At 70.1% G+C, this 11,866-nt stretch carries 7 protein-coding genes; 4 read left to right on the plus strand and 3 right to left on the minus strand.

Features of this window, described 5'->3' with window-relative positions; genetic code table 11:
• Positions 1 to 298 precede the first annotated feature (298 nt).
• From ACFW3D_RS41270 to metH, 3 genes are all read right to left on the minus strand, one after another.
• Entirely contained in the window at positions 299 to 1,894 is a 1,596-nt protein-coding gene (locus ACFW3D_RS41270; protein WP_500513562.1) for an ABC transporter substrate-binding protein, read from the minus strand.
• Positions 1,895 to 2,278: 384 nt separating this feature from the next.
• Positions 2,279 to 2,980: an HAD family hydrolase gene (locus ACFW3D_RS41275; RefSeq protein ID WP_500513564.1), complete on the minus strand. Its 702-nt coding sequence runs from the start codon at positions 2,978 to 2,980 to the stop codon at positions 2,279 to 2,281.
• 118 nt (positions 2,981 to 3,098) lie between these two features.
• Positions 3,099 to 6,605 (minus strand): methionine synthase, encoded by a 3,507-nt coding sequence (gene metH / locus ACFW3D_RS41280; RefSeq protein WP_500513566.1) that lies wholly within the window; start codon positions 6,603 to 6,605, stop codon positions 3,099 to 3,101.
• Between the two features lie 231 nt (positions 6,606 to 6,836).
• On the opposite strand from metH, the gene ACFW3D_RS41285 reads away from it, so the two are divergent.
• The 4 genes from ACFW3D_RS41285 (at position 6,837) to ACFW3D_RS41300 (ending at position 11,800) form a co-directional block, all read left to right on the plus strand.
• Positions 6,837 to 7,601 (plus strand): IclR family transcriptional regulator, encoded by a 765-nt coding sequence (locus tag ACFW3D_RS41285; protein ID WP_500513567.1) that lies wholly within the window; start codon positions 6,837 to 6,839, stop codon positions 7,599 to 7,601.
• A gap of 234 nt (positions 7,602 to 7,835) precedes the next feature.
• Complete coding sequence (locus tag ACFW3D_RS41290; RefSeq protein ID WP_500513568.1) at positions 7,836 to 8,618, plus strand: MIP/aquaporin family protein; 783 nt, start codon at positions 7,836 to 7,838, stop codon at positions 8,616 to 8,618.
• A 40-nt stretch (positions 8,619 to 8,658) separates the two neighbouring features.
• Positions 8,659 to 10,185, plus strand: coding sequence for a glycerol kinase GlpK (gene glpK / locus ACFW3D_RS41295; RefSeq protein ID WP_500513569.1), 1,527 nt, complete (start codon positions 8,659 to 8,661; stop codon positions 10,183 to 10,185).
• 7 nt (positions 10,186 to 10,192) lie between these two features.
• A complete protein-coding gene (locus ACFW3D_RS41300) occupies positions 10,193 to 11,800 on the plus strand; it encodes a glycerol-3-phosphate dehydrogenase/oxidase (protein ID WP_500513570.1) in 1,608 nt (535 codons plus the stop codon).
• Positions 11,801 to 11,866 lie beyond the last annotated feature (66 nt).

Below are 11,866 nucleotides of genomic sequence, written 5' to 3' on the forward strand. Positions count from 1 at the left end.
CAGCGACTGGAAGACGTTGTTGAACACGATCCAGGAGCCGACGTCGTAACCGGAGGCCGGATCCACCGCGGTCACCTTGTCCGTGATGCCCATCGTGAGGGGATCACCGCCGGTCTCGCCGTCGGACCCTCCCGTGCCGCAGCCTGCGACCATGACGGCCGTCATTGTGGCGGAAAGTGGGAGCGCCAGTCGTTGGACTCGATTCCTCACGAGACTTCCCTCACAGCTTCGTCGCACGGGGCAGGCCCGGGCCGGCCGGACCGACGGGAATAATTCCCGGGCCCGGCCGACCGGTGGCTCATCCTGTCACACCGCGACCGATCTCCCAGAACTGGGCGCTGGAAGAGGAGTTGAGGAACCATTCGGCTCCCGTGATGCCGTCGCGGCTGGCGACGAACTGCTTGTCCTGGTACAGCGGGATCATCGGGAGTTCACGCGACAGGATGTTCTGCATCTGCCCGAAGTCCGCGTCCGTCTTGCTGCGGTTCGCCGCCTGGCGGGTGGCCGGCAGGAGCGAGTTCTTGATGGTCTGGCCCTTGTAGTTCAGGTCGAGGAATCCGTCGTCCGCGAAGAACGGGGCGATGTAGGTCTCGGGGTCCGGGAAGTCGGGGAGCCAGCTGAGCGAGTAGGCGGCGAACTGCCCGGTGGCGGCACCCTTCAGGAACTTCTTCCAGGTGATCGGCTGGAGGTCGACCTTGAACAGCCCGGTGGCCTCGAGCTGCTTCTTCAGGTGCTCGGCCTCCTCCTTGTCCGGGGTGGACGGGTGCTCGGTCGGGTAGGTCCAGGTGAACTTGACCGGGGTGCTGATGCCCGCGTCGGACAGCGTCTCGGCGGCCTTGTTGCGGTCGGGCTCGCCGTACTTGTCGAAGTACGCGTTGGTGTGGCCGGTGATGCCGGTCGGAACGGCACCGAAGAGCGGGGTGGCGGTGCCCTTGGTCACGTCGCGGGCGAGGGAGTCGCGGTCGAGGACGCGGGCGATGGCCTCACGCACGGCCGTGGGCTTCACCGAGGGGTCGTCGACGTTGAAGAACATGAAGCGGACCGAGGCACCCGTGGTCTCGGTCAGCTTGACGTTCTCGACCGTGTTCTTCTCGAGCTCGCTGATCTGGTCCGGCGTGAGGGTGCGGTTCACCAGGTCGACTTCGCCGTCGGAGAGCGCCTTCAGCATGTCGGGGGCCGAGGAGAAGAAGCGGACCTCGACCTTGTCGTTGCTGCGCTTGCCGATCAGGCCGTTGTAGTTCGGGTTCGCGCTGAGGACCGCCTTGCCGTCCTCCCACGAGTCCAGCTTGTACGGGCCGGAGCCCTCCATCTTCAGGCCCTTGAGCGGCTCGGTGGCGCTGTAGACCTCGCTGTCGACGATGGCCGCGGCCGGGGTCGCCAGCTTGTAGGGGAAGGTGGCGTCGGAGGACTTGAGGTGGAAGACGACGGTCTTCGGGTCGGGAGCCTCGACGCTCTCGATGTTCACCAGGAGGCTCGCCGGGCCGATGTCGCTGTTGATCTTCAGCACGCGGTCGACCGAGAACTTGACGTCCTCCGAGGTGAGCGCGTGGCCGTTGGCGAACTTCAAGCCGTCGCGCAGCGTGCAGCGGTACAGCTCCGACTTGGTGTCGGAGAATCCGCAGGACTTGGCGGCGTCGGGCTCGGGGGTGGTGGAGCTGCGCGTGTAACCGAGCAGCATCTGGAAGGTGTTGTTGAAGAAGCTGTACGTGCCACCGTCGTAGGCCGTGGCCGGATCAAGGGGGGAAGGCTGGTCCGCGGACACCTCGATGGGGTCCGTGGAGCCGATGACGACCGCGTCACCGCCACCGCCACCGCCGGTCGAGTCACCGCACCCGGCGAGTACGGGCGCGGCGAGGCCCAGCAGGGCCGGCAGCACCAGTAGCTTGCGATTCATCCTCGTTGTTCTCCCTCTTCCGGCCCTTGGCCGTGCAGTGTTGAGCGGGGCGACGATACCTGGAATTGCCGGGGTCCGGCATTCCGGTGGACCGCCCTCGAACACGGTGAAGTTGAGCCCGCGTCACGGCTGGATAACGGGGAGTGCCGTACCGATATCCGGACAGCGGAACGAACAGCCCGCGGGTCCGCAATCCGGACACAACCACCCTGACCGCACCGCGATTTGACGGTGTGGAGCACGCCCGGCGCACGCTGTCGACACCCCGGGATGTGAAAAGTATCACGCACCGGCGTACCGGCCGGTAAACAATTCCGCGCCCCGAATCGTCACGGAAAATAGCCGGGCAAGCGCCCAGAGTTTCCGTTCAATTCACGGCAACGCTCAGTGAACGGCTGTAATCAGAGAGCGCAGAAAAGGCACGTCGACCCGCTCCAGCGAGGTGACCACGGTCCGCCCGGCGGCCGGCGCGATGGCGGCGACGGACGGGACGGCCACGACCCGGCAGCCGGCCGCCTCGGCGGCCGCGACCCCGGTGGGGGTGTCCTCGACGACCACGCAGCGTGAGGGGTCCGCGCCCAGCCGTGCGGCGGCCATCAGGTAGGGGTCGGGGTGCGGCTTGGTCCGCTCGATCTCGTCCCCGGCGAGGGAGAAGGCGAAGTGGTGCGAGCCGAGGGAGAGCATGACGGCGTCGATGATGCGGCGGTGGGAGGCGGAGACCAGGGCGGCGGGCACCCCGTGCGCGGCCAGCTCGGTGAGCAGCCGCTGGGCGCCCGGCATCAGCGGCACGCCGCGGCCGATGAGCTCGACGAAACGCAGGTTGATCAGCGTGGACAGCTCGGCGAGCGTGGCGTCCGTACCGGTGACCGAGATGAGGTGCCCCAGGCTGCGGGCCATGGGCCCGCCGACGACGACCTCGCGGTGGGTGTCGTCCAGGACGTGGCCGAGCTCCGCGAAGACCTCGACCTCCGCGTTCCACCAGAACCCCTCGGTGTCGACCAGCGTGCCGTCCATGTCCAGGAGCACGGCCTGCAGGCCGGCCTCCCGGGCCGGCCGGACCTCGGTGGCGGGAATACCGCTCGTCATGCGCCCCACTCCTCTGCTTCCAGGGGGCACAAAGGCCGGTCGCCTCGCGCCCGGGTGGTGGGGGCGTGCGACCGGCCAGGTGCCGTATCGGACCGTCCAGTGTACGACGTACGTCCGGCTACCGCGCGTTGAAGTACTTGGCCTCCGGGTGGTGGATGACGATCGCGTCGGTGGACTGCTCCGGATGGAGCTGGAACTCCTCCGAAAGGCGGACCCCGATGCGCTCGGGCTCCAGCAGCTCCGCGATCTTGGCCCGGTCCTCCAGGTCGGGGCAGGCGCCGTAGCCCAGCGAGAAGCGGGCGCCCCGGTACTTCAGGGCGAACATGTCCTCCATGGCAGCCGGGTCCTCCCCGGCGAAGCCGAGCTCGCCGCGGACCCGGGCGTGCCAGTACTCGGCGAGGGCCTCGGCGAGCTGGACGGACAGGCCGTGCAGTTCCAGGTAGTCGCGGTAGGCGTCGGCGGCGAACAGCTCGTTGGCCGCCTCGGAGATCCGGTTGCCGACGGTGACGACCTGCAGGCCGACCACGTCGGTCTCGCCGGACTCCTCGGGCCGGAAGAAGTCCGCCAGGCACAGGCGGCGGCCGCGGCGCTGGCGCGGGAAGGTGAAGCGGGTCCGCTCGGTGCCGTCCTCGTGGAGGATGATCAGGTCGTCGCCCTTGGAGACGCAGGGGAAGTAGCCGTGGACGACGGCGGCCTCGAGCAGCCCCTCGCTCTGCAGGCGGTCGAGCAGTCCGCGCAGCCGCGGACGGCCCTCGGTCTCGGCCAGCTCCTCGTACGTCGGGCCGCCGGTCCGGGCCTGCTTGAGCCCCCACTGGCCCTTGAAGAGGGCGCCCTCGTCCAGCCAGGACGCGTAGTCCTTGAGCGGGATGCCCTTGACGACCCGGGAGCCCCAGAACGGCGGGGTGGGCACCGGGTTGTCGACGGCGACGTCGGAGCGGATCTGGCCGCGGTTCTCCTCGGGCTCGGGCACGACGCCCTGGCGGGCGGCCACGCGGCGCTGCTTCAGCTCGGGGAGGGTGGCGCCGGGCACGCCGCGCTTGACGGCGATGAGGGCGTCCATCAGGCGCAGTCCCTCGAAGGCGTCGCGGGCGTAGCGGACCTCGCCCTGGTAGAGCTCGTGGAGGTCCTGCTCGACGTAGGCCCGGGTGAGCGCGGCGCCGCCGAGGATGACGGGGTAGCTGGCGGCGAGGCCGCGCTGGTTCAGCTCCTCCAGGTTCTCCTTCATGATCACCGTGGACTTCACCAGCAGGCCGGACATCCCGATGACGTCGGCGGAGTGCTCGTGTGCGGCGTCGAGGATCGCCGAGACGGGCTGCTTGATGCCGAGGTTGACGACGTTGTAGCCGTTGTTGGACAGGATGATGTCGACGAGGTTCTTGCCGATGTCGTGGACGTCGCCGCGGACGGTGGCCAGCACGATGGTGCCCTTGCCGGAGGCGTCGGACTTCTCCATGTGCGGTTCGAGGTGGGCGACGGCGGTCTTCATCACCTCGGCCGACTGCAGGACGAACGGCAGCTGCATCTGCCCGGAGCCGAAGAGCTCGCCGACGACCTTCATGCCCTCCAGGAGGGTGTCGTTGACGATCTCGAGGGCGGGGCGGGCCGTCAGGGCCTCGTCCAGGTCCTCCTCCAGGCCGTTCTTCTCGCCGTCGATGATGCGCCGCTGCAGGCGCTCCTCGAGCGGCAGGGCGGCCAGCTCCTCGGCGCGGCCGGCCTTGACCGACTTGGTGTCGACGCCCTCGAAGAGCTCCAGGAAGCGCTGCAGCGGGTCGTAGCCCTCGCGGCGCCGGTCGTGCACCAGGTCCAGGGCGACCTCGCGCTGCTCCTCGGGGATGCGGGCGATCGGCACGATCTTGGAGGCGTGCACGATCGCCGAGTCCAGGCCGGCCTCGACGCACTCGTGGAGGAAGACGGAGTTGAGCACCATGCGGGCGGCCGGGTTGAGGCCGAAGGAGATGTTGGACAGGCCGAGCGTGGTCTGCACGTCCGGGTGGCGGCGCTTGAGCTCGCGGATCGCCTCGATGGTGGCGATGCCGTCCTTGCGGGACTCCTCCTGGCCGGTGGCGATGGTGAAGGTCAGGCAGTCGACGATGATGTCGCTCTCGACGATGCCCCAGTTGCCGGTCAGGTCGGCGATGAGCCGCTCGGCCACGGCCACCTTGGTCTCGGGGGTGCGGGCCTGGCCCTCCTCGTCGATGGTGAGGGCGATCAGGGCGGCGCCGTGCTCCGCGGCGAGGCGGGTGGTGCGGGCGAAGCGCGAGTCGGGGCCGTCGCCGTCCTCGTAGTTGACGGAGTTGATCACGGCGCGGCCGCCGAGCTTCTCCAGGCCGGCGCGGAGCACCTCGGGCTCGGTGGAGTCCAGGACGATCGGCAGGGTGGAGGCGGTGGCCAGGCGTCCGGCGATCTCGTTCATGTCGGCGACGCCGTCGCGGCCGACGTAGTCGACGCACAGGTCGAGGAGGTGGGCGCCCTCGCGGATCTGCTCGCGGGCCATCTCCACGCAGTCGTCCCAGCGGCCGTCCAGCATGGCCTCGCGGAACTTCTTGGAGCCGTTGGCGTTGGTGCGCTCGCCGATGGCCAGGTACGAGGTGTCCTGGCGGAAGGGCACGGTCTGGTAGAGCGAGGAGGCGCCCGGCTCGGGGCGCGGCGTGCGGGGGGTGATCTCGTGGCCGCGGACGCGTTCGACGACCTGGCGCAGGTGCTCGGGGGTGGTTCCGCAGCAGCCGCCGACCAGGGAGAGCCCGTACTCGCGGACGAAGGCCTCCTGGGCGTCGGCGAGGCCCTCGGGGTCGAGCGGGAAGTGGGCGCCGTCCTTGCCGAGGATGGGCAGTCCCGCGTTCGGCATGCAGGAGATCCCGACGCGGGCGTGGCGGGCGAGGTAGCGCAGGTGCTCGCTCATCTCGGCGGGGCCGGTGGAGCAGTTCAGGCCGATGGTGTCGATGCCGAGCGGTTCCAGCGCGGTCAGCGCGGCGCCGATCTCGGAGCCCAGCAGCATGGTGCCGGTGGTCTCGACGGCGACCTGGACGAAGAGCGGCAGGTCGAGTCCGGCCTCGGCGAGGGCCTCCTTGGTGCCGAGCACGGCGGCCTTGATCTGCAGCAGGTCCTGGCAGGTCTCGACGAGCAGGGCGTCGGCGCCGCCCAAGACGAGTCCGGCGGCGTTCTGCCGGAAGCCCTCCTTGAGGACGGCGTAGTCGACGTGACCGAGCGTCGGCAGCTTGGTGCCGGGCCCGATGGAGCCGATGACCCAGCGCTGCCGGCCGTCCGCGGCGGTGAACTCGTCGGCGACCTCGCGGGCGATGCGGGCGCCGGCCTCGGACAGCTCCACGATGCGGTCGGCGATGTCGTACTCGCCGAGGGCGGAGAAGTTGGCGCCGAAGGTGTTGGTCTCCACGCAGTCCACGCCGACGGCGAAGTACTCGCGGTGGACGGAGGCGACGATGTCGGGGCGGGAGACGTTGAGGACCTCGTTGCAGCCCTCGTGTCCCTGGAAGTCCTCGAGGGTGGGATTCTGCGCCTGGAGCATCGTGCCCATCGCCCCGTCTGCGACGACCACCCGGGTCGCCAGGGCCTCTCGCAGTGCTGCGGCTCGGGCACTGCTCGTGGACGAAAGGGACGGCTGGGCCATGGGTGTGCTCCCTGGAGTGCGACGGCTGTCGGCTTGGTGTGTGCCGGTCCTGCTGGTACACACCAGGCCAGCGTAGCCAAGACTCCGGATTCCGCCGCGGGGCATTCCGAGGGGCGGACGGCGGTGCCACACTTTCCTCTGGGATGATGACGGTCGGCATCGTCTGACATCGTTCAGCATTGTCGAATCAGCCATCTCGGCGCGTGGTCGTTCCTAACGGAGGGGTTGTTCATGCCAGGTCCCATCCAGTCGCTCGCCAGGGCGGCCGCGATCCTGCGCCTGCTGGCCGGCGGAGAGCGCAGGCTCGGCCTGTCGGACGTGGCCTCCTCCCTGGGTCTGGCGAAGGGCACCGCGCACGGCATCCTGCGCACGCTGCAGCAGGAGGGCTTCGTCGAGCAGGACCCCGTCTCCGGCCGCTACCAGCTGGGGGCCGAGCTGCTGCGGCTCGGCAACAGCTACCTGGACGTGCACGAGCTGAGGGCCCGCGCCCTGGTGTGGACCGACGACCTGGCGCGTTCCAGCGGCGAGGCCGTCTACCTGGGCGTGCTGCACCAGCAGGGGGTGCTCATCGTCCACCACGTCTTCCGACCGGACGACAGCCGTCAGGTGCTGGAGGTCGGGGCCATGCACCCGCTGCACAGCAGCGCGCTGGGCAAGGTGCTGTCGGCCTACGACCCCGTGGCGCACAGCGAGGCGGTCGAGATGGAGCGCGAGCCGCTGACCGCGCGCACCGTCACCGAGGACGCGGCGTTCGAGGGTGTGCTGGATCTCACCCGCGCCCGCGGCTGGAGCGCCGATCTGGAGGAGACCTGGGACGGCGTGGCCTCCATCGCCGCCCCCGTCCACGACCGGCACCGCATGACCGTGGGGGCGGTGGCCGTCACCGGCGCGGTCGAACGGGTCTGCGCGGACGGCGAGATCCGGCCCCAACTGGTCGCGGCGGTACGGGACTGCGCCAGGGCGGTCTCCCGCGACCTGGGCGCCGGCCGCTTCTGACGACCGGCCGAACGCGCCGACTCGGAGACCTTTCCGCAACCTGACGAACCCTTGACGGGTCCGGTCGCGCAGGAGAACACTCTCGTTCGACGGTCGACATTGTCGAACACCAGCCGACGGAGTCGGTAAGGTGTACGTAACCGTGGGACCGCCGAGGGCCTGGTGACAGGCCCGCGGACTCCGGAACGGGACCGGGGTCCGCCTTCCCCTGGACGAAGGACAAAGGAGTCGCGAGTGTCCAGCGACCACATCTTCATCGGCGAGACCATCGGTACCGCTGTTCTGATCCTCCTCGGCGGCGGCGTCTGCGCGGCTGTCACCCTCAAGGGTTCCAAGGCCCGTAACGCCGGCTGGGTGGCCATCACCTTCGGTTGGGGCTTCGCGGTCCTGGCCGGCGCCTACATCTCCGGTTCCCTCTCCGGCGCCCATCTGAACCCCGCCGTCACGATCGGTCTCGCGGTCGACAGCGGCGAGTGGAGCAAGGTCCCGGTCTACCTGGCCGGCCAGATGCTCGGCGCGATGATCGGCGCGGCCCTGGTGTGGATCACCTACTACGGCCAGTTCCAGGCCCACCTGACGGATGCCGAGATCACCGGCGGTCCGGGGGCGCAGGCCACCGCGGCGGCCGAGAAGCAGACCACCGGCCCCGGCCCGGTGCTGGGCATATTCTCCACCGGTCCCGAGATCCGCAACGTCGCGCAGAACCTCGCCACGGAGATCATCGGCACCTTCGTCCTGGTGCTCTTCATCCTGACCCTCGGCCTCACCAAGGGCCTCGCGGTCTCCGGTACCGGCACCCTGATGGTGGCACTGGTCGTCGTGGGCATCGGCCTCTCGCTGGGCGGGCCGACCGGCTACGCCATCAACCCCGCCCGCGACCTCGGTCCGCGCATCGTGCACGCCCTGCTGCCGCTGCCCAACAAGGGCGGCTCCGACTGGCGCTACGCCTGGATACCCGTCGTCGGCCCGATCGTCGGTTCGGTCCTCGCGGCCGGCCTCTACAAGATCGCATTCTGAGAAGCAGCCCCCGACATCCCAAGGACCTGAGGAGCACACCGTGACCGACGCCCACACCGCAGGCCCGTTCATCGCGGCCATCGACCAGGGCACCACGTCCTCGCGCTGCATCATCTTCGACAAGGACGGCCGGATCGTCTCGGTCGGCCAGAAGGAGCACGAGCAGATCTTCCCCAAGCCGGGGTGGGTCGAGCACGACGCCGCCGAGATCTGGACCAACGTGCAGGAGGTCATCGAGGAGGCGGTCGGCAAGGCCGGCATCACCTCCGCCGACGTCAAGGCGATCGGCATCACCAACCAGCGCGAGACCACCGTCCTGTGGGACAAGAACACCGGCGAGCCGGTGCACAACGCCCTGGTCTGGCAGGACACCCGCACCGACGCCCTGTGCAAGGAGCTCGGCCGCAACGTCGGGCAGGACCGCTTCCGCCGGGAGACCGGCCTGCCGCTGGCCTCCTACTTCGCCGGACCGAAGATCCGCTGGCTGCTCGACAACGTCGAGGGCCTGCGGGAGCGCGCCGAGGCCGGCGAGATCCTCTTCGGCACCATGGACAGCTGGGTGATCTGGAACCTCACCGGCGGTGTCGACGGCGGCCACCACGTCACCGACGTGACCAACGCCTCCCGCACGCTGCTGATGAACCTGCACACCCTGGACTGGGACCAGAAGATCCTGGAGTCGATCGGCGTCCCCGCCGCGGTGCTCCCGGAGATCCGCTCCTCCGCCGAGGTGTACGGCTCCGCCGCCTCCGGCGCCCTGGCCGGCGTGCCGGTGGCCTCCGCCCTCGGCGACCAGCAGGCGGCCCTGTTCGGCCAGACCTGCTTCTCCGAGGGCGAGGCCAAGTCCACCTACGGCACCGGCACCTTCCTGCTGATGAACACCGGCGAGAAGCCGATCAACAGCTACAACGGCCTGATCACCACCGTCGGCTACCGCATCGGCGACAAGAAGCCGGTGTACGCCCTGGAGGGCTCGATCGCGGTCACCGGCTCGCTGGTGCAGTGGATGCGCGACCAGATGGGCCTGATCAAGACCGCGGCCGAGATCGAGACCCTCGCCCTGTCGGTCGAGGACAACGGCGGCGCGTACTTCGTGCCCGCCTTCTCCGGTCTGTTCGCCCCGTACTGGCGCTCCGACGCCCGTGGTGTGATCGCCGGCCTCACCCGGTACGTCACCAAGGCCCACATCGCCCGCGCCGTGCTGGAGGCGACCGCCTGGCAGACCCGGGAGATCGTCGACGCAATGACCAAGGACTCGGGCGTGGAGCTCACCGCGCTCAAGGTCGACGGCGGCATGACCGCCAACAACCTGCTGATGCAGACCCTCGCCGACTTCCTGGACGCGCCCGTCGTACGTCCGCTGGTCGCCGAGACCACCTGCCTGGGCGCGGCCTACGCCGCCGGTCTGGCCGTGGGCTTCTGGTCGGACACCGACGAACTGCGCGCCAACTGGCGCCGTGCCGCCGAATGGACCCCCCGCATGGACGCCGACGTCCGCGACCGCGAGTACAAGGACTGGCTCAAGGCCGTCGAGCGGACCATGGGCTGGATCGAAGAGGAGAAGTGAACCGATCATGACCACCCCGCAGCACGTCCCGGCTCTCGGGACGCCGACCGCCGGCCGTAACCCGGGCCGCGCGCAGACCCGGGAACTGCTGAGCCGCGCCACCTACGACCTGCTGGTCGTCGGCGGCGGCATCCTGGGCACCTCCGTGGCATGGCACGCCGCGCAGTCGGGGCTGCGGGTCGCGATGGTGGACGCCGGCGACTTCGCCGGCGCCACCAGCTCCGCCTCCTCCAAGCTCGTCCACGGCGGTCTGCGCTACCTGCAGACCGGTGCGGTCAAGCTGGTGGCGGAGAACCACATGGAACGGCGGGTCCTGGCCAGGGACGTGGCTCCGCACCTGGTCAACCCGCTCACCTTCCACCTGCCGGTCTACCGGGGCGGCCCGGTCGGCGCCGCCAAGCTCGGGGCGGGCGTCTTCGCGTACTCGGCGCTGTCCGCCTTCGGCGACGGGGTCGGCAGGATCATCTCCCCGGCCAGGGCGGCGGCCGCCAACCCCGCCCTGCGCACGGAGAACCTCAAGGCCGTCGCGGTCTACTACGACCACCAGATGAACGACTCGCGGATGGCGGTCATGACGGTGCGCGCCGCCGTCGAGGCGGGTGCCGTCGTCCTCAACCACGCCGAGGTGACCGGTCTGCGCTTCACCCACGGCCGGGTCACCGGCGCCGACCTGAAGGACCGGCTGGACGGCACCGAGTTCGGCGTCGACGCGCGGCTGGTGCTCAACGCGACCGGCCCGTGGGTCGACCACCTGCGGCGCATGGAGGACAAGGGCGCCGCCCCCAGCATCCGGCTGTCCAAGGGCGCCCACATCGTCCTGAAGCGCAAGACCCCGTGGCGGGCCGCCATGGCGACCCCGATCGACAAGTACCGCATCACCTTCGCCCTGCCGTGGGAGGACCAGCTGCTGCTGGGCACCACCGACGAGGAGTACACCGGCGACCCGGCCGACGTGCGGGCCACCGAGGCCGACATCCGCCAGATCCTGGACGAGGCCGCCCACTCGGTGCGGGACGAGCACCTGTCCCCCGACCTGATCACCTACGCGTTCGCGGGCTTGCGGGTCCTGCCCGGCGGCCCCGGCGGCGTGGAGAAGGCCAGGCGCGAGACCGTCGTCAGCGAGGGCAGCGGCGGCATGCTGTCGGTGGCGGGCGGCAAGTGGACGACGTACCGGCACATCGGCCGCACCGTCATCACCAAGCTCGCCAAGCTGCCCGGCGGCCCGCTGAACGAGGACATGGAGCCGCTGGACCACCTGCCCCGGCGGGTCCCGCTGCCCGGCGTCGCCAACCCCAACGCGGTCGCCCACCGGCTGCTGGTGGACCGCGAACCGGGGCAGCGCCTCGACCCGCTGACCGCGCGTCACCTGGCCACCCACTACGGCGCGCTGTCCTTCGACATCGCCCGGCTGGTCAACGAGGACCCTGCGCTCGGTGAGCGGATCCACCCGGACGGCCCGGAGATCTGGGCCCAGGTCGTGTACGCCCGCGACCACGAGTGGGCCGAGACGGCGGACGACGTGCTGCGCCGCCGCACCACCCTGACGGTGCGCGGCCTGGACACCGCGGACGTCCGGGAGCGGGTCGAGTCGCTGCTGGCCGGCCGGCGCGACTGACACCCCCGACCCGTGGGCCCGGGCGTCCGGGGTGAGCGGAAACGACCTCCCCGCTCACCCCGGACG

Origin of the sequence: Streptomyces sp. NPDC058864 (genome assembly GCF_042742985.1) — a bacterium.
Classification (GTDB): domain Bacteria; phylum Actinomycetota; class Actinomycetes; order Streptomycetales; family Streptomycetaceae; genus Actinacidiphila.